The sequence below is a fragment of the Muricoccus nepalensis genome (assembly GCF_006438825.1).
Lineage (GTDB): Bacteria > Pseudomonadota > Alphaproteobacteria > Acetobacterales > Acetobacteraceae > Roseomonas > Roseomonas nepalensis.
Genome location: NZ_RCZP01000061.1, coordinates 1 through 19,622 on the forward strand (window position 1 = coordinate 1; position 19,622 = coordinate 19,622).

The window sequence follows — 19,622 nt, forward strand, 5'->3', positions numbered from 1 at the left end:
GGGTTCGGTTGTAGAAGGCTTCGATGAAGGCGAAGAGGGCAGATCTTGCGGCTTGTCGGGTCGGGAACGGCTCGTCCTCCCCGAGTTCGGTCTTGAGGCTGCCAAAAAAGCTTTCCATGGGGGCGTTGTCCCAGCAATCACCTTTTCGGCTCATGGAGCAGAGCATGCCGTGCTTGGCGAGCAGGCGGCGGTAGCCGTGCGCAGCGTATTGGCTCCCGCGGTCCGAGTGCAGCAGCAGTTCCGGACCTGGTCGGCGGTTGGTGATCGCCATCTGCAGGGCAGCGATCGTCAGCTCCTGAGCCATGGTCTCGCGCATGGCCCAGCCGACCACTTTGCGTGAGAAGAGATCCAGCACGACGGCGAGATACAGCCAGCCCTCACCAGTTGGAATGTACGTCATGTCCGCCAGCCACACCCTGTTGGGTCCGGGAGCGGTGAACTGGCGGTCCAGAAGGTTGGGGGCGACGGGGAAGCTGTGCTTGCTGTTGGTGGTCACCCGGAAGCGGCGTTTGGTCCGTACTCCGATGCCGTGCTGCCGCATCAGGCGCGCCACCCGGTTGCGGCCCATCCGCTGCCCCTCGGCTTGCAGGGCCGCATGGACCCGTGGACTGCCGTAGCGGCGTCGGCTCTCGGCATGCACACGGCGGATGTCCCCAAGCAAGGCCTGGTTGGCCTGCGAGCGGATGCTCTCGGACCGGCCCCTCCACGCATAGTAGCCGCTGGCGCTCACCTCCAGGACCGAGCACATCACCCGCACAAGGAACATCTCGCGATGGTCCTCGATGAAACGGAACCTCATCTCGGCGGGCCCGAGAAGATGCCGATAGCTTTTCTTAGGATGTCGCGCTCCATCTGCGCCCGCTCGAGCTCCTTCCGAAGCTGCCGAATCTCGGCCTGCTCCGGTGAAGCGGGCAGCGTTACCTTGCCAGTACCCCCTTGCCCTGCAGCCAATCCCGCTGGTCCATGACCTCGCGCCCGCCAGTTCCGCAGCATCGATGGCTCGATCCCAAACTCCCTCGCCACCTGCATCAGAGGGCGGCCGCTGCTCTCCAGCAGCAACACCGCCTCCCGCTTGAACTCCTCCGTAAACTCCCGTCGCGTCTTGCTCGTCATCAGGGCACCTCGCTCCCGCAGGAGCTTATCTGAGGTGTCCACCAACACGGGGGAGGGTCAATCCGGACCGGCGCAGCGACGGTAATCCTCCTGCGCCGGTCCACTTGCCGCACGCTGTTGATCTGACTTGTCGAGGGAGGAAGGCAGGAATTTTCCTGCAAGTGCCTGACTGCAGCCTGTCCCGCCTCGTAGGCGCACTGAGCGCTGCGATAGCCACAAGAGGCCTCGAGCAGTGGTTCGAGGCCCGATGCCGGCCGATCCTCAATCAGCCGCCAGAACCATACGGCAGAACCGCGGCGACGGCGCTCAACGACGATCTGAACATCGGTCAGCGCGAGCTTTGAGCCCATGAAGAACATTCACCCATCTTGGGGTTGCTCGATGGCGCTCTGATCGGCCCGATTCATTTACAGAACGGTTACTCGCCCTCGACGGTGTGTTCTGTTGCTAATCCTTCCTCCTGCACGAGCGACCCGATAAGCCTCAGCAGCTCTAGGTGCTCTGGCCCGTACACACCGCGGATCAGGAACTCGCCGATCTCGAGATCCGCCATCCTGCCTCCTGAGGCCGAACTGGGTTCATGCCGGACGAACACGCGCTCTGGTTCGGGCCCCCGTATGAGGAGCCACCGATCGCCGTTCTCGCTGTCGTACAGCAAGCGCCCCTTCGCCATTGCCAATCTCCTGCTCGATAGCGAGGAGCCTACAACAACCAACAGGATGAAGGTTCCCGCAGTTATCTCGCCAATGGGAAAGGACGCGTTTACTCACTGATACCCATTAGTGCAACTTGCAGTAACCATAAAAGGTTGAGCTGAACGGCACCGCAAACTGTGAGTTGATATAATATGACCAACAGTTGGAACAACGCACGAAGCGCCATCATCGACAGCAGTTTAGTCGGCTTGAGTGGTATGTCTGAGAGGAACTTGCTTCGGCAAGTCGAAGCGACGGAGCTCAAGCTGGCGGCCCTCAAGGAGGAGCTGCGGCTCCGTCAGTCTGCATCTTCCTCCGTGGGGGCCACCAACAGCGAAGGTCAGGACTGAGCGGCTGAGTTTCACCTTTCACACCCCGCCTTTCTGCGCACGGAAAGGGTGAGGGAGCATCAGCACTACCTCGTCAGCGTGGCCGCCGCCCCCCCCCGAGCTCCGCCTGCGCTGCATCGTGGGCGTCCTCGGCACTCCGGAAGCTGCCCCGACTGCTTTGCATCGCTGGTCCAGCCGGTGGACGTGAACGTGTCCGACTGGAACAGCACGCTCGAGCCCGAGTGGGAGAGCCGCGGCGGGCTGGCGCTCCGGCTGGGGCTGCGCCTCGTCACCGGCTTGCCCGAGGCGGAGGCGCAGGCGCTGCTGCGGGCCCGGCGCGCCCGCAACGGGGCGCCCTTCGCCTCGGTGGAGGACGCCGCCATCCGTGCCGACGTGGGCCGGCGGGCGCTGGAGGCGCTGGCGGCCGCGAATGCTTTCGTGGCCACGGGGAGCCTGCGGCGGCGGGCGGTGTGGGATGCGGCGGTGGCGGCGAGCGGGCCGCAGCAGCTGCCGCTCTTTGCGGTCGCGCGGGACACGGCCGCGGCGGCGATGGCGGCCAGTGCGCCGCTAATGGACGAGCCCGAGGCGGCCCTGCCCCGGCAGGGAGAGGGCGAGGAGGTGGTGGACGACTACCGCGCCACGGGCCTGAGGCTGGCGCGGCACCCCATGGCGATCCTCCGCCCCGCGCTGGACCGCCTGGGGCTGGGCGACACCCGCCAGCTCGGCAGCCTCTGGCCGGACGCCCGGATCTGCCTGCCCGGCGTCGTCCTCCTGCGCCAGCGGCCGGGCACGTCCAAGGGCGTGGTCTTCCTGACGGTCGAGGACGAGTTTGGCACGGGCAATCTTGTGGTCTTCGCCGCCATCGCCGAGCGCGACCGACCGGCGCTGCTGGGCGCCCACCTCCTCGTGGCCGAGGGCAGGGTCGAGCGCGTCACCGAGCACGTGGAGGTGCCGATCAACCACCTCGTCGTCGGGTGCCTGATCGACCGCTCCGACCTGCTCGACCGCTTGAGCCAGAGGAGCGGGGAGGCGAGTGGGCGGAGCGCGCCCTCGGCCGGGCCGACGAGGTCAGGCGGCCGGAGCTGGGAGCCGGAAGCCCAAGTTGCCTCCGAGCCGTGACTTACAATGAGGTCGGGAAGGGGAGGGACAGCCACTGTTCAGGTGCGGCCAGCTGCTACAGCAGTTCCACTCAAGCCAAGTCGACGCGGTATTCTGCTCGCTTCTGCCCTGACGCGCGACGCTGGCGTGACGTTGGCACAGCGGCGGGGAAAGGGAGTTGCATGGAGCGACCGTCGTTCCGCTGGTCCCGTGTTCCACATGGCTGAGGCTCGGCCGCGGGTGCATCGGTAACGCCCGGCACTGGCCAGAAGCAATCCACCCGGCCTTCCTCACCCCGGAGCGCAAGGAAGACTACGCGCGTCACCTCGCCATCCTCACCGGTTTCAACCGCCAGGCGGAACATCAGCCCTTCCGCTCCGTCATCCTGGACAAGCGCGAGGGCGAGCTGCTGTGCCTCGCTCTCCTGCTGGCGGAGCGTGCGCTTGCTCGGCTCGTCGGCATCGGTTGGCCTTGTTCGTCATGCGGACAGCATAGCGTACGATCTCGAGAAATAGGACGGCGGATCGGGAGCGACGCCACGTGGCTCCTGAACTGTACGGCGGCTCAGTCCGCTGAGGAGCACCGCTCCTACACCACGCTCCGGGACACGATTCCGGACTATGCGTTTGAGAGCGTTGATTCGCGGTCCGCGCCCACTGGAACCCGCCAACGCAGTCACAGAGACGGCGCCTGAGTGAACCAGGGCCGCCTCTGCGCTCAGCCGAGGGTTAGGCGAGGTCGTTCGAGTCCTCGGACGAGGGTGCCACATCCACTTCGCGTGCGGGTGGCTCGTCCTCGAGGGGCTCGTCGGCGTCGGAGTTCGAGCCGTTACTGGTCAGGTTCTGCGACAGCTCGGCCGCAGCGTTGAGGCCGGACGCCATAGCAGAGGCCGCCATTGCAGCACCGACGGCGGCAGGCGCGGCCATCGTCGCCATCATGGCGGCACCGGCTCCGGCCATGGCAGCGGGAAGGGACATCGCGGTATCGGCCTGGTGCTCATCCCCTTCAGGCGGTGACGCGGCGGTGTTGGAGGAGTTCCCCGCGCCTACGCCGCCATTCACCTCCCTCTTGTCGGACGCTGATCGTGCACGCCGTGGGCCACGGGCCGCGGCAGGCGCAGCCGCCCGGGAAGGGGCAGACCGTTTAGACAGTGTTGGGCGCGATGTGTCGGCATTGGACGACTTGTTCCGGGCCGCGGGGCTAGCCTGAGGAGTACGCCGAGCTGGGGACTTTGCCGGGGCGGCAGAGGGCTGCGACGTGCGGGTGCTGGCAGATGTCGCCTTGCCCTTAGCAGGTGTTGAGCCTCGAGCCTGAACCTTGGACTTCGCCGCGACGCTTTTCGATGTAGACGGCTTTGTCGCCCGGGCCGAACTCGCAGCCGAGGCCGCGCGCCTGCTGGACGCGGTTGCGGGTTTTGCGGGCTGCCGCGCCGTCGTCGCTGCCACGCGAGGGCTGCGGGCAGCGGTTTTGGTTGTACCCTTGGCGCTCGCTGCCGCGCGAGATGGCGTCTTGGCCTTGGCCACAGGAGGCCGGGAGCTAGCCTTCTCCGCCTTCGCTCTGGTGCTGCTGGCCGCCGGGGCAGTCCGCCGCGCCGATATCGCGGCCGGCTTCCTGGTCTGCTTTGCGGGCGTGGCGGCGGCGCGAGCGCTACGCGCGGCGACCTTGCCGGCGGTCTTCCTGGCTGCTGCCGCGCGCGGCGCCGCGCTGCGCCGGTTGGCGGCGGGAGCCGCCTTCTTGGTGCCTGCAGCGGAAGCGGGCTTCCGCTCGGCCATGGCCGGGCGTGCCCCACGCGCCGGCGCCTTCACGGGCGCCTTGCGAGCCGTCGGTGCCTTTGACGCAGCTGGCTTGCCGGTGCGCGACGGAGCTGCCCTGCTCGCCTTGCCCCGAGTAGGAGTGGTAGCGCTTCGAGCGCTCCGCTTAGCAGTGGGAGCCGCGGCAGCCTTCCGGCCCGGAGCCGCAGGCTTGCTGCGCGTGGTGGACGCTGATGGCCGGCGGCTGGCTGAGGCGGAGCTTGGACGCGTGTTGCTGGGCGGAGCCTTGTTGCCAGGGCGTTTTGCCATGATCACCTCGGATAGAAGCGGGCGGTTGACGAACAACCGATTCGCAGTGTGCGCTCTCGACCGTGCCGTGCAATCAGATCCGTTTGGACAAGGGTCTGGCTGATGGTTTCAGTTGCACCATTGTCGCTAACCCGGACATGACGGGTTCTGACGAGAATGGGGCCGCGCCACTGAGGCGCAGCCCTTCCACACGGGTACCGCCCGGCCGCCCTATCGGCCCTCCCGCAAAAACCGCACCGGGTAGGCTCCCCTAAAATCCAGGACCTCACCGCGCTGGATAATGTCGTTGCCACGCAGAACCTCAAGCCTCGCTTCGGCAGCGTTGGGATAGACCCTTACAACAATCCTTCCGAGGGACTGCCCACTCCGGGTGATCACGCCGTTCGCAGCGATGTAGAGGGGCAGGCTGCGTGCGGCGAGCAGCAACACCACCCCAGCAACAGCAGCCGCTGCCGCGGCATTCCACGCTTGCGGCACCTGCTTCGCGCGGGACGCCGGTAAGGCGCAGAGACCGCCAGCGGCCAAGGCCGCCAGCATCACCGCCGACATCGGCAGCGTGGGGAGCTCAGGCAGGACCGACGCCAAGCTCATCGGGTCCCATCCATAGGCGATGGCCGCCACAACCGCCGGGAGCACAGCTCCGGCCGGTACCAGCCCCCAGACTGCCAACCGCCTCGCGCGGTCCAGGCGGGCCATCTCGGCGCGGGCTGCCGTGTCCCGAACGCGCCAGGCCGCTAACTCCCGTTCGTGGTCTTCATTCTTCGGCTGCGGTGCCGGCGCAACTGCCTCGAAGGATGCACGAACCCGGGCATCGTCCGCCGGCAGAAGCCCGTCCCCCGTAGTCCCAAGTTTTGCCGAGAGAGCTGCATAGGCGGCCGCGCGCTTTCCCGCATCCTGGATGGCAAGGAGGTCGGAAGCCAGGGAGGCGCTGAGATCGACCCATTCCGCCTCGGCCGCCGCACTGGCGCGACGAAGAGAGGGCAACACGCCCTCCCTCCTATGGGCCGCCTCCGCCGCGGACCTATGCCGGGGCAATGGCGGGCAGCGAACCAAAGACCGACATCGCCGCTTCGCCCCAGGAGGTCAGGCGCCGCACGGCCAGAATAGCGTCCATGCGCTTCATACCCTTGCCGGCCCAGAAATCGACCGGCTGCGCCAGCGCGTCGTCCAGCCGCATACGCTGGTCCACCACCTGCGCCAGGGCGGGCGACATGCATCGCGGGAAGCGGGCCGCGTTCGCCTCGTGCGTCTTGAGCAGGCTGCGAACCGCTGGGGCGTCCGGCGCCAGGGGGAACAGCGCCTCGTCCCGTTCATTGAGCAGCAGCGTGCGGGTTGAGGCCGGAAGCGAATGGGCCGCATAGCCCAGCGCGTTGCTGGCGCTGGTCAGGGATGCCGTCTCCCCGGTGGTCAGGGCATAGAAGCGGACCCGCTCCCCTGTGCCGAGAGGACCGTCCGCGCCGAACTCATCGAGCCACACCATGAGCGACCGTGTCAGGTTTGCGCCGAGGTCGAGCACCACGTCCCGCCCCTCGTTTTCCAGCAGCAGCTCTCCAAGATCGTTCCACATGGCGTAGATGAGCCGTGGGTTACGCTCGAGCTCCTCCATGGTGTTCGCGCCCAGGATGAAGGACCGGACCGCCTTGGTCCCGTAGATGGCACCCAGCCGCGCCTCGGCTTCGACCTCGATAATGACGGGCAGGCGGCCTGTGATGGTCAGCAAGCGCGTAATGGCCACCTGGGCGGCCAACGTCTTGCCGACGCCTCCTTTGTCGGACCCGAAGATATGGACGGCAGGGGAGGTGGTCTCAGCCATGATCATTCGCCTTTGCGCCAGTTTGGATTGGTGGGCACCTCAAAGCCGCCTCCGGTGGGGAAGGGCTTGCGGACGGGGCGAGCCATTGCGGCCCGCAGCCGAGCCGCTCGCTCAGCTTCATCCCAGTCGGTGTCCCCCACCGAAGAGCCTGAAGGGGGCGGTGTGTGTGTCTCGGCCTGGACCGTCGTAGGCGGGGGCACCACGGGGTCCAGTCCAGCCGGCGGTAGGTGCGGAGCGGGGATGGCCGTAGCTTCGGCCTGCTTCCCTGGCCTGGCCGGCGTCGCGGCCCGACGCTTCCGGCCGCGCGGGTTCCGCTCCAGGCGAACAGCGGAGGCTGTCACCGCCACGATGTTAGCATCCAGGGGATCGCCATTCTTCTTGGTCAGGCCCCTCTTCGTCAGGATGGTGGCGACCTGTCCCCAACTGAGCCTGCGGTCGCTCTTAACCTTCATCACGGCATCAAGGTTATCCCGCAGATACAGGCGCAGTTCGCCAGCCTTCTGCGGGTCAGACGCTGGCCCGAACTCCTTCGCCGCCTCAAGCAGCCACTCGACTTCGCTCATGGCATCTGCTGCACCTTCGTAGCCATAGCAGGACCTTAGCGTCGACTTAGATGGCTTAACAACCCTTAGCAGCCTTTGGCTAGCATTAGAGCACCTTAATGCAATCCTGCGAGCCGCTACAGAGGAGGAGAGAGGTTCACACGGCGCGGCACCTATTGGTGATCAGACCTGCACAGTGCCTGCCGATGGCGTTGAATGAGCGGCTCGGTACCGGCGCAACTCCTCAACAGCCTTCTGTACCAAGACCGCACAGCTGAACATCTCCTCGCGCCTCAGGTCATTACCGAAGGCAGCAAGGTCGGTGAGCTCACTGTCGCTGATGGTGCCGGGAACCTCAGTCACCATCGGCAGTGGCAGCTCGGCCGTGACCCAGTACCGGGCCTCCCCTAGCGCGACCTGCTCACTGGCTGCCGTCATAGCGTCGTTGCCACGGGCGTCATGCCAGCCGCTGGCAAACCATTTGCCCTCTGCGTCCACGGCAACCGCGATGCGCACCGTAATCGTCTTCGGCTCGCTCATGCTGCGGCCCTCCCCACCCGCGCTAGTTTGGCTTCCGCTCTCCTGGCCTCAGCGTCCAGGCGGTCATAGGCCGGATCGCCTCGCCGGCTAATCCGCGCCCGCGCCGCGAGCGCCGTGCGCGCCGCCTTCACCCGGTCCATCGCCGCAAGGTACGGGTCCCCAGTCAGCAGATCGCGAAGCAGCCCCCACGCGAGCGCCTCGGCCACCTCGTCCCCCACATCGAGATTGCGGCGCAGGGCTACCCGGGCCTTCGCTCGGAAGCCGGCCCCCGTCCGCGCCGGCGTCGCCTGGATGCGCTCCAGCATGTCGAGCGCCTCGCGCGAGAAGGCCTCGGCCGCTGCCTCCACCTCGGGCGGGGGCTCGTCCAGGGTACGGCCGTAGGGCTCGGTCACGGCTGAGTACCCAGCCTCCGCCTCGGCCCAGCGCGCGCACCATGCGATGAGGGCGGCATCGGGGCCCGGCGCCGCGGCGGCGCTGCCCGCCACCGCCGGCAGGCCGAAGGCGGCAAGCCCGCCCAGCGCCAGGGTCCTGCGCTGGCTCATGCCTCACCTTCCGCAACCCGCACCAGGTCCTCGAGCGCGGCATAGGCCAGCCACTCCGCGTAGTCGTGCACGATGATTTCGCCGTCCGTAGCGTCCTTGGTCGCCACGGCGAGGGCGGCGCGGGCCTTCGCCAGAACGCCGACTAGGGTGGCGACGGGGAGCGGCGCCAAAGCCTCCGCCCGCTCGGACACGACGCCCATCAGGCGGTCGCGCTCGGGCTGTCGTGCCTGCTCCTCCTCCTCAGTCGGCGTTGGCAGGTCATGGGCCGCGCAGCAGGCTGCCTCAGCCTCGATCACCCCTTCCGCAAGGCGGATAGCCTCGGCGTCAGGGCAGGAGGCCGACAGCACCAGGCCGGGCGCGGGGCTGACGGCCAGGGCGGCGATACCGCCCAGCAGGCCACGACGCGCGGTGCTCATAGCTGCCCCTCCAGACGCAGAAGGTCGTTCAGCAGCTCCCAGGCCCAAGTCCCGGCCGGAGTGTCGTTCGGGCTCTCCGTGCCATCCGCGTTGAGCGCCTCAGCCTTGGCGGCGCGGGCCTTTGCCACGACGCCAGCCAAGGTCACCGGCACGGCGGCGTGGATCGCGTCGCGGCTCTGCGCGTAGGCTTGCCAGATTGGGCCGTCCTCCCCCTCTTCGGAACCGTGGTTCACAGCCTGGAGGCGGGCAGGGTGCTCGGCGCAGATGCGGATCAGCTCGGCATCGGGATGCGGAGACGATCTTCTGCCCGGCGTGGCCTCAGCATAGGTCAGGGGCGGGGCCATCAGCGCGGCGGCAGGGGTGGCAGCCAGGGCAGCGAGGCCGCCCAGGAGTGTGCGGCGGCTCATGCGCGGACACCCCCGAAGACGCCACCGAAGCGGCGAAGGTTGGCGGGGATGGGGTCGCCATTGCGGCGGCAGGCCGCGCACTGCTGGCGGGCGCTGGGGCGGTAAGTGCGCACCCGTGCCCGATCGGGGCAGAGGGTGGCGGGCTGGGTGCTGGCCTCGTCGGGCTCGAGCTCGCCGTCGGTGTCCGGCTCTATGTCGGCGTGGGGCGCGTCGGCGGCGTCCAGCAGGTCGACTAGGAAGGCGGCCAGCGCCTCAATGCGGGCGCGCAGGGCCGGGGTGAGGATCACCGCTACCGGCTCGGCGGGTCTTCTTCTCATGCCGTCGGCAAAGCTAAGGTTTGCAGTAGCCATATTGGCCTCCAGGAGAGGTTGGGTGGTCAGGCCGGGCAGCGGGAGGTAAGGGCCTCGCCGCTCGGCCGCTTTGCCCGGGTGACCCGCCGGGCGCGGGATCTGTCAGGCGCCGGTCACGCGCCCTGGGACAGCAGACCGGCGCGGATCTCACGAGTTTGTTCGATCCTCCGGCGAGGAGCGTCCGCAGCCGCGCCGGGCTCATCTGGTCCAGGCTGGCGAGGTCCAGGTCCGCGGTGGCATCGATCTCGCGGAGCACGGTGTCGAGAGCAGAGGAGGGGTTCATGGGCCGGCTGCCTCAGACCGCCAGGAAGACCATGGCAGCCTGCGCGGCGGCCAGGCGCCGCTCTGCCTTGCGCAAGGCGACGCGAGCCCGGTTCAGCGCACTCATGGCGGCGGCCTGGGCCGCGCGGCGCTCGGCGGCCGGGCGCTGGTTCGCCATGCCCAGGCGAAGGCGGGCGGTGCGGTAGAGCGCGGCCTCAACGCGATGGCCCGACATGGCGCCGATCAGCTCGCGCTCGGTGGCCTCAGTGCGGTCGGCCGCGGTGGGGACGGCGCCAGCCTCGATCAGCAGCGGCAGGCCGCGCATGGAGGCGATGCCCTGCAGGACCGCATCCGTCATCCGGCCGTCCGTGAACAGCTCGGCCTCGCGAGAGACGACGGGGTTCAGGTGGGGGTGGCGAGAGAGATACATCGAGGTTGCCCTTGAAACGTCCCTTGTGATGTGTGAGACATAACGAGCGCTAGCTGGAGCGTAAAGCTCCAAACATCACGGGTGATGTTTTAAACATGATTTCGGCGAAGCAGATTAGGGCAGCGCGAGTGTTTCTCGAATGGGAGCAGCGCGATCTGGCCGAAAGGTCAGGCCTGTCGCTACCGACGATCCAGCGCATGGAAAAAATGGGCGTAGAGCGTAGTTCGGCCGCGAATGCCGCGAAGCTGCAGAGGACGTTGGAGGAAGGGGGAGTTGAGTTCATCCCCGAGAACGGAGGCGGCGCCGGGGTGCGGCTGCGAAAGGTGCGGGAAGGGGAGGGGTGAACAAGGCCGCCCGGAACGAGCGCACGAAGCTGCTCGCCAATGCTCTCGATCGCGCTTCCACGGCCTGCGTCACCGTGGGCGTCCTCGCTCCCATGGCTGCCGTTCTCTACACAGGAAGCCAACCGTCGCCCTGGCTGCTCGGTCTCGGCGTTCTTGCTTGGCTCGTGGTTGCCCGGGCACTACATGGAATGGCTGCGGCAACCCTCGCGAGGATCGAAGAATGACCGGCTCTGCCCTTGTCGCCTTCGTGCTGGCCCCACTGGCGGTGCTCGCCTTCGGCCTCTCGATCTATCTCCCGGGCCGTAACCGGCGGGGCTAAGGGCTGCCCAGGGCTGGTCGCTATCCTCGAATGCCGCCCGACACGCCGGCACCCCACAGACCCTGTATCACCAAGCCGACCAGCGACGGGGGCAGACCGGACTTATGAGTACCGGGGTGCCGTCATCAGCTCGAACGAGAAGGGCACGAACTACACCTTCGCCCTGGAAGGCTTCCCGCACGGGCCGCGCGGCCTGTGGGGCGGTATCGGGCGTCTGGACGCGATCGTGGAGCTGGTGGCCGCCTGGCTCGACACAGCGCAGTTGCCGGCCCCTTACGTAAACAGGGCGAGGTAGGCGCCGTGCCCTGACCGATATGCCTCACACAAGGTCGAATTAGGCCAGGAACACCCACGCAAGACGCGCTATCACAACAAGACCAACGGTCAGGTCTATAGCAGCGGTTCTGAGCGCCTGACGCTCTCGAGCATCTTCCGCAATCTTGGCGCTAACAGCCACGACTGCCTTGAAGCACTCCAACTCCGCATTAAGCGAAGGATTGATCGCTGCCCGCGCATCCGCCGCGTCGCAGGCTTCCATCATGGCACGCGCTGCTACCAGCGTCTGCCGCTCACTCATCCTCATCGGTGGTACCGCAGCTATTCAGTTACGTTATCACAACTATAGCAGCTTGATTGTCACACGTGAAGGCTCGCAGCTGTTATTTTTAGCTGAGCCAACATTCTCGCCTTGCCGTAATTAAGGCATTGGTTCCCAGCCCCCTTCGGGTCGCGCTCCTTACGATCTAGCCTACACATCGCGGTGTTCTTCCCTAAGCAAACCGCCAACTCTCAACGTCTCGTTAACTTTCCGGTGGTTCAATCCGGCTCACCGAGAGGGCCAAGAACTAACCGTCCCTTTGATGTAGCGTCGTCGTGGAAAAGGCCTGGGCTGTTGCGGTTAGCTGCACCTAACCGCACCAGCCCCCCTCGGACTTCTCAGGATGGGGTTAGCTCCTCTCGCTCTGAGAATTAGAAAGGCCGGCGGGGCGCCCCCCTTGCCGGCCTTTTTGCGTCAGGCGTTTAGAACCTGCTTGCTGTGAGGCTGCTGGAGCAGGCTCGAGCACATCGATGTCACCGTGGATCTGGTGAACACCTAGCTCGACATAGGACGGTTGCCGGCACCGTACGTGAACAAGGGCTGATGCGGCTCAGGCAGCCCGACTTCTCCTCACGACCTCGCCCCTACGCGCGCAGATTGCAATCGTTGCGCTTGCTTCCCCATTTCCGGCGGTGCGACGGTTTTGGCATGGCGCTGATGCTCACGCACAGGGTCCGGGCCTATCCCACGAAGGCGCAGCACGCTCGCCTGGCGGACAGCCTCGAGCACACGCGGCAGATCTACAACGCGGCGCTGCAGGAGCGGGTGGACTGCTACGCCAAGACCGGCCGCACGGTGGGGGTTTACGAGCAGAACCGGGAATTAACGGAGCTGCGGCAGGATCCCGCATACGCTCGCTACGCCCGCCGGATGCAGTGCTGGGCGCTCAACCTCGTGGACCGCGCCTACAAGGCCATGTTCACGCGGCACCGAAAGGGGAAGAAGCTCGGGCGGCCGCGCTTCCGAGGGCGGGACTACTGGAACACCCTCGGCCTCAACAGCCCCATACAGGTTCGGATGACGGCGCGCGGCCTCAAGGCAGCCGGCGTGTTCGGCGGCACCCTGCGCCTCCGGCCGGACCGTCCCCTTCCGCCTTGGAGCGCGTGTAAGGCCCTCACACTCTCCCGGGACGGCGAGCGCTGGTACGCCCACCTGACCTATGAGGAGGAGGGCCCGGTCTCGCGCGAGGGCGCCCCAAACCGGCCGCTCGGCCTCGACTTCGGCCTGAAGTGCCTGGCCGTCACGTCCGACGGCGCGCGGCTCGACATCCCTCGCTTCGACCGGGACGCAGCGCCCGAGCTCCGTCGCGTCAACCGAGCTCTGTCCCGAGCGGCCAAGCGGTCCCGCGGCCGGAGGAAGATCAAGGCGCAGCGTCGTCGCCTCCTGGCCCGGATCGCCCGGAGAAGGGCGGCCGCGCTGCACCGGATCTCGGCGCGCGTCGTGCAGCACTATGACGCCGTGGCGATCGAGGATCTGAACCTTAAGGGGCTCGTCCGTTCCGGCGGTGGCGGTGCCCAGGGGCGCGGCGTGCGCTCGTCCTGGCGCGACCGAACTCCGGGCAAGCTCGCGGACATGCTGGAGTGGAAGTGCCAGCGCGAGGGCCGGCGCTTCGCCCGGGTGGATCCCCGCGGCACCACGATTGATTGCGCGGCCTGCGGCGCCGCGGTCCCCAAGACGTTGAAAGATCGGGTGCATCGCTGCTCCAACTGCGGCGAGGTTCGGGACCGCGACGAGAACGCAGCACGCAATATCCGAAACAGGGCCGGGTGGGGTACTGGGGGCGTTAAGCTTGATGACAGGGCGCCGGCGACGCCGGCCTCGGTGCGGGTTTGTCCCGGAAACACGGCAGCAAAGCCCGAGACGCCTCGCGCGTCCCGGAGGACGCGGCCGGACCACGGCGGGGCGGCAACGCCTCCCTCCATCCTCCCGCGCGCGGGGGCTACGCTCGACCTGTTCGACGGGACACCTTGGGCACGGCCGGAACCTCGACGCAGGCGGGCTGATGGCCCGCCTTGATCGGGGTCTGGCACACAGCCCAGGGTGTGCTCCGCGTGCGCGGACGATGACCCATGCCGAGGCCCTGGTCCCAGTGTCGCGCGTGCATCCTCTACGCGCGGGATGATGGACCGGCGTCGCTCTCCTCGTCCTCGGCCTTGGCTGGTGTGCTCGGTGCACGAGAGGATGTACCCGCAGGACACGGACAGTCAGGACGGGCGGCGGAGTGCCCTCCGCGCGCGGGAGGATGGACCTTTGATGTCTTGGCGGATGTTGACCCATGGGGTCGCTCCCTTTGCAACCGTGCCCGCCATCTATCCCCAATCGGATTGCCCTTGGCCCCCGCCTGGTCGTGAAGCCAGGCTGCATCGCATGACCCATGATCTTTTTGCCCCCATTTTCAACGCCAGCCTTGAGACCGCAAGGTTCAAAGGGATTGTCGCTTGCTGGACGATAGACCCACCAGAGATCACTGAGGCGTGGCTTGCTCGGTATGAGCGCCACCATGAGGACTTCACACGGTTGAAGGCCTGGACTTGGCGCCACCGTCCTGCCTACGCCCGGCGCTTCTTCCCCCTCGGCAGGAAGACCGTCACCTTCCTCAACTGAGGCTGGTGCCGTAACGTCCTGGCGTCGTGAGGGAGGCCGGAATGCGGCGCTTCGTGGTGGTTGTGGCCTTGGCCCTGGCGGGCTGTTCAGGGACAGGCGTGATGGAAGTCGGCGCCAACCGCTACCGCATTACCCAAGAGGCCTACATCGCCGCAGCTCGCGCCGAGGCCTCCGTCGTGCAGCAGGCCAACGACTACTGCGCCCAGCGCGGCCAGAAGGCGGATCTTCGGATCACTGATGCCCGCTCGGCCGAGGGCTGGAGCTACGCCAGCGCCAGTGGGGAGTTCTCCTGCGTCTCGCGCTGACGCATGAGCAGGCTCGATATCCAGCGCGCCGCCGAGCCCCAGCTCACGGCGGATGTCCGCATGTACGAAACGGCTGCGAACGGTCGGATGGGGCCTGCTCTTCCTGGTTGGGGATGCCAAGCAGTGATCTCGAAAACCAGTCCGCAGCAGGGCTGGGACGCTCTCCCGCTCTTACGAGATCGGCCTCTTTGTCCAGGCGAGACGCGACAACTGGGGTTCGTATTCCTGTCCGATCCGGAAGCTACCGAGGCGCTCCGGCAAGCAGGCCGCTTCTACTTGTGGGAAGGGCGCTTCGTTGGTGAAGCAGTAGTCGTGTTTTGAAGATCGCCCCTCCTGCGTCAGCGCCCTGCTCTCTTTTTCAGTTCGTGGGTTAGCGCAGAGGACCTGGAGCACATAGAAAACCCCAAGCTTGAATAGACGTCGGCTTTAGGCAGGAGTGAAGCATGAAAGAGAAGCTCGTCGTCACGATCGTCGTGGAAATGGACGCGGCGAACGACGCGCCTGCACCTGAACTCGAAGAAGCAATCCAAAGGGGCATTTTTGAACACTACACAGGCCCCGGCAGTCCAAAGGTGAAGCGGATCACAAGTCGTCTCGTCCCGCCGGACCCTGAAGAGGACTAGCCAGATCTGAAAGGATCGTCAGACGGCAACGAGCGACACATTCTCGGTTGCTGCTCGGCAGTAGTGTCTCAGTTTGAAATGTCGTCCCGCAGCTTTTGCCAAGCGACCTGTGCCGCCTTTCGGATCTGATCCTCGCTCCGGTAAATTGGGATCGCTGCGAGCTCATCCTTGAACAGGCTAAAAACGATAACGTCGTCAAACAGAGCACGAAAGATTGCCTCTTGCGGCTGGCTCAGCTGAGCACGAGCCACATCGAAATTGAATAGTTTTTCGTATTCTAAACAGAACAATCTGACACTGAGTGCGCCTGAGAGGAAGGCTCCAATCAAGCTTTCCAGCTCTGCCTTCGCTTCCACAACTAGCTCCTGAGCCGTCCGCTTCTTGTAAGGCCCGCCCTCAACGCGCCGCCTCCTTCTCCAAGGCCTCCTGGTTCGTGCGCACCAGGTCGACCAGCACGGCTGAGACGGAGGGTTGCCCGCCCTGCTGGTTGGCGCGCTCCACCGCCACGCGGCGCAGCAGCACCACTACGAGACCGGGGTCGGGAGCTCCGAGGATAGCTGCCATTTTCCGAGACTGTCGTTCACACCGAGTAACGCGCTGAACGCTTTAGAGAAAGCGAGGACGCCCAGCACAGACCACCGTGCGCAGCCGTATGTCATGTAGCCATGCGGGAATTGGAAACTGGTTTGGTATGCAGGATGGGTTGGGATCTTGTTTCTTAGGGCGGTGGCGAGCTTGCCATCATGTACGTCTTTCTCGTGATCCCATGCGGGTTTGAAGTGCATCAACGCATTCCGAAACTTCACTAGTAGCTCGGCACTCTGCCAAGCAGCTTCACCCTTCGATGGAACCTTGTCGAACAGCAAGGCTAGCCGCCGGTACTTATCCATTGAATTGCCAGAACGATCTTCCTTGAGATCAATCACCAGTTGCTTGCGCGCTTCCGTGACCGACAGGCCGGTCGAACCATCCAAAATATTCTGGACAATTTCGTTCGCGTTAGCCTCCAGCGCAGCCCCAGCCATTACGATCGAAACTGGCACTAGCATGAGCATGTCTTCAAACCACGGACCAAACTCTGCGGCCACGTTGTTCTGCTCAACTTCGTAGGCGCTACGGGCTGCTCGCATTGCCGCTCGAAGGTGGTTAAGGGCAAAATTTGGCCTCACGCTTACCGTCGCGCTGGCGGATGGGCCTGCAATAGCAACAGCGCCAATCCCAACCACATCAGCAGTTCTCGCAGCTTTGTCGGACTTCGAAGTCAAGTGCCATCTCCTCTGCTTCGCAGGGCGCCGGCCGCGTCGGATGCAGTGTACGAGCGGACGGGCAAGTTCTGGCGGGACAGGCTGTCGACGGATCAGCCTGGACGGCAGCAGTAATACCAAGAGCCTTGATGGGTGACCGCTTCGGGTGGAGGCTGTGTGGAAAGGCGCGTCCATGCGTTCCTGATCCCTGAAACCGGCGGCCAGGGTTCCTCACATATGGTATGTCTGACCCGTCGAAAGGGTGTATCCGTGCCGAACGGACCTGAACGTGCGGAGATGTGGCGGTCGTTCATCGTCAGCCGTTGTGACTACCCTGCACCCGATCGGCTTCGTGCCCAACTCGCAGTCGCCGAGTTCCACTCATTTTGTGCCTGCGGCTGCAACAGCTTCAAGGTTCGTATCCCGCTCAGCTCCAATATTCCACCTCTCGCGCAGCCAGGCGAGGGAGGCATGTTCTTCGAAGCTGATTTCGGCCTCACTTCAGGGGACCACTTGGAGGTGCTCTTGTTTGTGGATGGGTTGGGCAACTTGAATTTTGTGGAGATCGACGTGAACGGCAACAGCTCTCCGGTGCCTGACGAAATAGATATCCTGGGCTCCGCTCAGCACCGGCAGCTGTCAGCAAGCCTGCTCAGAGACTGAAAGGCGTACTGGATGCCATGCAGAAGTGGCTCGACCAGGTTCCGCTGGCCATGGTGCTGCGCCGGCAGACGGTCGAGCACCCGTTCAGCACCATCAAGGCCTGGATGGGCGCCACCCACTTCCTGACAAAGACATTGAAGCGGGTCAGCACCGAGATGAGCCTGCACGTCCTGGCATACAACTGAAGCAGGTCATGGCGATCCTGGGCGTTGGGTCGATGGTCAGGGCCATTCGGGCCTGACGGCTCGGCTCAACTCGCCTGCCTCGCCGCAACTCGGCCGCGGAACTCAGGCCGTCAGTCCTCGACACTACGTTCTCACACAGCCTCGGTGGGAAGCAGACCTGTCATCATGAACTGAGACGAGCCAGTTCCTCGTAGCTCTCTGGTCCAAGGCGTTTGAGAGCGGCGGCGCTGTCGATACGAACCTGCGGGTTGTTCTCAACGGCACGGCCATACCAAAACCGTGCTGAGGGAATATCGGCAAGCGCCTCGTAACACTGTCCAATACGCTCCGCGAGGTATCCTCCATCGGCACCGTCAACTTGCTGGCGTCAAGGCGACGAGGCTGACTGATTGGCAGCGAGATAGAGGGCAATCAAGCCCGCGCGGCGAGCCCGCTGATGTCGGACCATACCTCGAACGCACGCGCCCTTGCGGCGTGGTACTCGCGGGCAGTGAGGTGGGCTCGGCGAAGATGAAAGAGGTTGCTGATCCCGTCATGGGCCGAGAGGAAGCGCTGCGCCTGGCCGGCTGACTTGAAGCGCTTCATCTGCCGCTCTCGTCGTCGCGTCGGCTGATGCGAGTTCTCCGCCCGGTTGTTCAGCCCCTCCTCCGGTTCTGCACCAGCACGTCAAGCACCATCCCGGCCTGATCGACGGCGCGCCAGAGCCAGTGCGTCACACCGTTGATCTTGAGGACGACTTCATCCAGGTGCCACTTGTCGCCAGCCCGAGGCAGCCGCCGGCGGATCTGATTGGCGAAAGCCTGGCCGAACTTGCGGCCCCATTGCCGCAGCGTCTCGTGGCTGACCACGATGCCGCGGAAGGCCAGCATCTCCTCCACCATGCGCAAGCTGAGTGGGAAGCGGAAATACAGCCACACCGCTTGGCTGATGACCTCGGCCGGAAAGCGATACCCGACAAAGCTAGGGCGGGCGGGAGCGGTCATCTCACCCAACTACCCGGGGGTGATCCCATCGGGCAAGCTGGCGGCCGGTCAAGTTGACTGTGCCGCAGGGCGTGCACATCTTCCAGGTGCCGCGCGATCTCGAGGGCGAGGCGCTAACCCGGTGGAAGGCTGAAAACACGGGCGGCATTCCCGAGGCTGCTACGGTGGTGTGGGTGGAACTGCGCAACGCGGAGATGACGTAATGCCGAACAAACTTGAGGCGCGGCTTGCGAAGATTGAGGCACACCGGGCTGGGCCGGCTGCCTACTTCGTAGAATTGCCAGACGATGCATGGGAGCATGATGACGAGCACCTGAAGCGGGTAATGGAGGAGGCCATCCGCGAGCATCGGGCGCGCACCGGCTATCAAGGGGCGGTGCTAGTTGGCCCACCGGAATGCAAGACAGGGGAGGAGTGGATGGAACTCGTTCGCAGGCGCGCCGAGAACGGGTAATACCAACCGCCCTGGTGAAGGACTGGTTCTGACCCCGGACAACTTTGCTCTGGAGGCGCAGCAATGCCTGATAAGTATGGAGTGCCACTGCCCGGGAATGCGGAAGACTATCAGCAATTCATGCTTGGCTTGTATGACCTGCTCGCCGCAGCACGAGACTTGCAAGCGCAGGCGGAGGCAATCGAGATGCTGGCGAAGGCCCGCCGTATGTTCATCGAGGATTTTGAAGCCAAGCACCCCGGCTATGGTGAAGGGCGAGCAGTATGGCGCTGAGAGCCTCGTCGTCCTCAGTGGACTTCAATGCGCTCGAACGAGTAGCGACCAAGGCTTTCAGCGAGAGCCGCTTCAAGGACGCGATCCGCGTTTACCTGTTCATGAGTGATGGAGTCCCGTCCTTGGATGGAGGGGCACAGTCAACTTGACCGGCCGCCAGCTTGCCCGATGGGATCACCCCCGGGTAGTTGGGTGAGATGACCGCTCCCGCCCGCCCTAGCTTTGTCGGGTATCGCTTTCCGGCCGAGGTCATCAGCCAAGCGGTGTGGCTGTATTTCCGCTTCCCACTCAGCTTGCGCATGGTGGAGGAGATGCTGGCCTTCCGCGGCATCGTGGTCAGCCACGAGACGCTGCGGCAATGGGGCCGCAAGTTCGGCCAGGCTTTCGCCAATCAGATCCGCCGGCGGCTGCCTCGGGCTGGCGACAAGTGG

General features: G+C 65.4%; 28 protein-coding genes and 3 pseudogenes. 13 read left to right on the forward strand and 18 right to left on the reverse strand.

Annotated features, from left to right (window positions below; genetic code table 11):
- The 3 genes from EAH89_RS28300 to EAH89_RS33260 all read right to left on the reverse strand — a co-directional run.
- A partial coding sequence (locus EAH89_RS28300) for an IS3 family transposase (RefSeq protein WP_140887053.1) occupies positions 1–799 on the reverse strand: 799 nt, incomplete at its 3' end.
- Entirely contained in the window at positions 796–1,113 is a 318-nt protein-coding gene (locus EAH89_RS28305) for a transposase (RefSeq protein WP_140887054.1), read from the reverse strand. The genes EAH89_RS28305 and EAH89_RS28300, both read right to left, overlap by 4 nt.
- Before the next feature lie 418 nt (positions 1,114–1,531).
- Positions 1,532–1,666, reverse strand: a complete 135-nt coding sequence (locus EAH89_RS33260) for a hypothetical protein (RefSeq protein ID WP_277753901.1) — start codon at positions 1,664–1,666, stop codon at positions 1,532–1,534.
- A gap of 669 nt (positions 1,667–2,335) precedes the next feature.
- Between EAH89_RS33260 and EAH89_RS28315 the strand changes: the two genes are divergently transcribed.
- Positions 2,336–3,256 carry a helix-hairpin-helix domain-containing protein gene (locus tag EAH89_RS28315; protein WP_277753902.1) on the forward strand — a complete coding sequence of 307 codons (921 nt, stop codon included), beginning with the start codon at positions 2,336–2,338 and terminating at the stop codon, positions 3,254–3,256.
- A gap of 707 nt (positions 3,257–3,963) precedes the next feature.
- On the opposite strand, the gene EAH89_RS28320 is transcribed toward EAH89_RS28315, so the two are convergent.
- Positions 3,964–4,173, reverse strand: coding sequence for a hypothetical protein (locus EAH89_RS28320; RefSeq protein WP_140887057.1), 210 nt, complete (start codon positions 4,171–4,173; stop codon positions 3,964–3,966).
- A 379-nt stretch (positions 4,174–4,552) separates the two neighbouring features.
- Between EAH89_RS28320 and EAH89_RS28325 the strand changes: the two genes are divergently transcribed.
- Positions 4,553–5,398 carry a hypothetical protein gene (locus EAH89_RS28325; RefSeq protein WP_140887058.1) on the forward strand — a complete coding sequence of 282 codons (846 nt, stop codon included), beginning with the start codon at positions 4,553–4,555 and terminating at the stop codon, positions 5,396–5,398.
- A gap of 107 nt (positions 5,399–5,505) precedes the next feature.
- Here the strand turns inward: EAH89_RS28325 and EAH89_RS28330 are convergent, their stop codons facing one another.
- The 9 genes from EAH89_RS28330 to EAH89_RS28370 form a co-directional block, all read right to left on the reverse strand.
- The gene (locus EAH89_RS28330) at positions 5,506–6,279 is read right to left on the reverse strand and encodes a hypothetical protein (protein ID WP_140887059.1); all 774 of its coding nucleotides are present in this window, start codon (positions 6,277–6,279) and stop codon (positions 5,506–5,508) included.
- A gap of 37 nt (positions 6,280–6,316) precedes the next feature.
- Positions 6,317–7,108: a hypothetical protein gene (locus EAH89_RS28335; RefSeq protein WP_140887060.1), complete on the reverse strand. Its 792-nt coding sequence runs from the start codon at positions 7,106–7,108 to the stop codon at positions 6,317–6,319.
- A 2-nt stretch (positions 7,109–7,110) separates the two neighbouring features.
- On the reverse strand, positions 7,111–7,671 hold the full coding sequence (locus tag EAH89_RS28340; protein ID WP_140887061.1) for a hypothetical protein: 561 nt from the start codon (positions 7,669–7,671) through the stop codon (positions 7,111–7,113).
- Positions 7,672–7,833: 162 nt separating this feature from the next.
- Complete coding sequence (locus tag EAH89_RS28345; RefSeq protein WP_140887062.1) at positions 7,834–8,190, reverse strand: hypothetical protein; 357 nt, start codon at positions 8,188–8,190, stop codon at positions 7,834–7,836.
- Positions 8,187–8,732: a hypothetical protein gene (locus EAH89_RS28350; protein WP_140887063.1), complete on the reverse strand. Its 546-nt coding sequence runs from the start codon at positions 8,730–8,732 to the stop codon at positions 8,187–8,189. The genes EAH89_RS28345 and EAH89_RS28350 overlap by 4 nt, the downstream gene beginning before the upstream one ends.
- Positions 8,729–9,148: a hypothetical protein gene (locus EAH89_RS28355; protein ID WP_140887064.1), complete on the reverse strand. Its 420-nt coding sequence runs from the start codon at positions 9,146–9,148 to the stop codon at positions 8,729–8,731. Before EAH89_RS28355 ends, EAH89_RS28350 begins: the two co-directional genes overlap by 4 nt.
- Positions 9,145–9,555, reverse strand: coding sequence for a hypothetical protein (locus EAH89_RS28360; RefSeq protein ID WP_140887065.1), 411 nt, complete (start codon positions 9,553–9,555; stop codon positions 9,145–9,147). Before EAH89_RS28360 ends, EAH89_RS28355 begins: the two co-directional genes overlap by 4 nt.
- Positions 9,552–9,842 carry a hypothetical protein gene (locus EAH89_RS28365; RefSeq protein ID WP_140887066.1) on the reverse strand — a complete coding sequence of 97 codons (291 nt, stop codon included), beginning with the start codon at positions 9,840–9,842 and terminating at the stop codon, positions 9,552–9,554. The genes EAH89_RS28360 and EAH89_RS28365 overlap by 4 nt, the downstream gene beginning before the upstream one ends.
- Positions 9,843–10,200: 358 nt before the next feature.
- Positions 10,201–10,596, reverse strand: a complete 396-nt coding sequence (locus tag EAH89_RS28370) for a hypothetical protein (protein ID WP_140887067.1) — start codon at positions 10,594–10,596, stop codon at positions 10,201–10,203.
- A gap of 128 nt (positions 10,597–10,724) precedes the next feature.
- Between EAH89_RS28370 and EAH89_RS28375 the strand changes: the two genes are divergently transcribed.
- Together EAH89_RS28375 and EAH89_RS28380 are read left to right on the forward strand one after the other, a co-directional pair.
- Entirely contained in the window at positions 10,725–10,940 is a 216-nt protein-coding gene (locus EAH89_RS28375; RefSeq protein ID WP_241667250.1) for a winged helix-turn-helix domain-containing protein, read from the forward strand.
- The gene (locus tag EAH89_RS28380; protein ID WP_140887069.1) at positions 10,937–11,164 is read left to right on the forward strand and encodes a hypothetical protein; all 228 of its coding nucleotides are present in this window, start codon (positions 10,937–10,939) and stop codon (positions 11,162–11,164) included. Before EAH89_RS28375 ends, EAH89_RS28380 begins: the two co-directional genes overlap by 4 nt.
- A 429-nt stretch (positions 11,165–11,593) precedes the next feature.
- Here the strand turns inward: EAH89_RS28380 and EAH89_RS28385 are convergent, their stop codons facing one another.
- A complete protein-coding gene (locus EAH89_RS28385) occupies positions 11,594–11,800 on the reverse strand; it encodes a hypothetical protein (RefSeq protein ID WP_140887070.1) in 207 nt (68 codons plus the stop codon).
- 705 nt (positions 11,801–12,505) lie between these two features.
- Between EAH89_RS28385 and EAH89_RS28390 the strand changes: the two genes are divergently transcribed.
- From EAH89_RS28390 to EAH89_RS28410, 4 genes are all read left to right on the forward strand, one after another.
- Complete coding sequence (locus tag EAH89_RS28390; protein ID WP_161993817.1) at positions 12,506–13,873, forward strand: RNA-guided endonuclease InsQ/TnpB family protein; 1,368 nt, start codon at positions 12,506–12,508, stop codon at positions 13,871–13,873.
- A gap of 351 nt (positions 13,874–14,224) precedes the next feature.
- A complete protein-coding gene (locus tag EAH89_RS28395; RefSeq protein ID WP_140887072.1) occupies positions 14,225–14,461 on the forward strand; it encodes a hypothetical protein in 237 nt (78 codons plus the stop codon).
- A gap of 41 nt (positions 14,462–14,502) precedes the next feature.
- Positions 14,503–14,766, forward strand: a complete 264-nt coding sequence (locus tag EAH89_RS28400) for a hypothetical protein (protein WP_140887073.1) — start codon at positions 14,503–14,505, stop codon at positions 14,764–14,766.
- 443 nt (positions 14,767–15,209) lie between these two features.
- Positions 15,210–15,389, forward strand: coding sequence for a hypothetical protein (locus EAH89_RS28410; RefSeq protein WP_140887075.1), 180 nt, complete (start codon positions 15,210–15,212; stop codon positions 15,387–15,389).
- Positions 15,390–15,457: 68 nt separating this feature from the next.
- Here the strand turns inward: EAH89_RS28410 and EAH89_RS28415 are convergent, their stop codons facing one another.
- From EAH89_RS28415 to EAH89_RS28420, 3 genes are read right to left on the reverse strand one after another with little or no spacing between them, the layout of a single operon-like run.
- Positions 15,458–15,745: a hypothetical protein gene (locus tag EAH89_RS28415; RefSeq protein ID WP_140887076.1), complete on the reverse strand. Its 288-nt coding sequence runs from the start codon at positions 15,743–15,745 to the stop codon at positions 15,458–15,460.
- A 40-nt stretch (positions 15,746–15,785) separates the two neighbouring features.
- Complete coding sequence (locus tag EAH89_RS33265) at positions 15,786–15,911, reverse strand: hypothetical protein (RefSeq protein WP_277753903.1); 126 nt, start codon at positions 15,909–15,911, stop codon at positions 15,786–15,788.
- A gap of 2 nt (positions 15,912–15,913) precedes the next feature.
- Positions 15,914–16,654 carry a hypothetical protein gene (locus tag EAH89_RS28420; protein ID WP_140887077.1) on the reverse strand — a complete coding sequence of 247 codons (741 nt, stop codon included), beginning with the start codon at positions 16,652–16,654 and terminating at the stop codon, positions 15,914–15,916.
- 156 nt (positions 16,655–16,810) lie between these two features.
- On the opposite strand from EAH89_RS28420, the gene EAH89_RS28425 reads away from it, so the two are divergent.
- Together EAH89_RS28425 and EAH89_RS28430 are read left to right on the forward strand one after the other, a co-directional pair.
- Entirely contained in the window at positions 16,811–17,296 is a 486-nt protein-coding gene (locus EAH89_RS28425; protein ID WP_140887078.1) for a hypothetical protein, read from the forward strand.
- Positions 17,296–17,537: pseudogene (locus EAH89_RS28430) on the forward strand (transposase); the annotation flags it as partial. The gene EAH89_RS28425 and the pseudogene EAH89_RS28430, both read left to right, overlap by 1 nt.
- A 355-nt stretch (positions 17,538–17,892) precedes the next feature.
- Here EAH89_RS28430 and EAH89_RS28435 read toward each other — a convergent pair.
- Positions 17,893–18,464: pseudogene (locus EAH89_RS28435) on the reverse strand (IS6 family transposase).
- A gap of 71 nt (positions 18,465–18,535) precedes the next feature.
- Between EAH89_RS28435 and EAH89_RS33270 the strand changes: the two are divergent.
- From EAH89_RS33270 to EAH89_RS28445, 3 genes and pseudogenes are all read left to right on the forward strand, one after another.
- On the forward strand, positions 18,536–18,667 hold the full coding sequence (locus EAH89_RS33270; protein WP_277753904.1) for a hypothetical protein: 132 nt from the start codon (positions 18,536–18,538) through the stop codon (positions 18,665–18,667).
- Positions 18,668–18,981: 314 nt separating this feature from the next.
- Positions 18,982–19,191, forward strand: a complete 210-nt coding sequence (locus tag EAH89_RS28440) for a hypothetical protein (RefSeq protein ID WP_140887079.1) — start codon at positions 18,982–18,984, stop codon at positions 19,189–19,191.
- Positions 19,192–19,388: 197 nt separating this feature from the next.
- Positions 19,389–19,622: pseudogene (locus tag EAH89_RS28445) on the forward strand (IS6 family transposase); the annotation flags it as partial.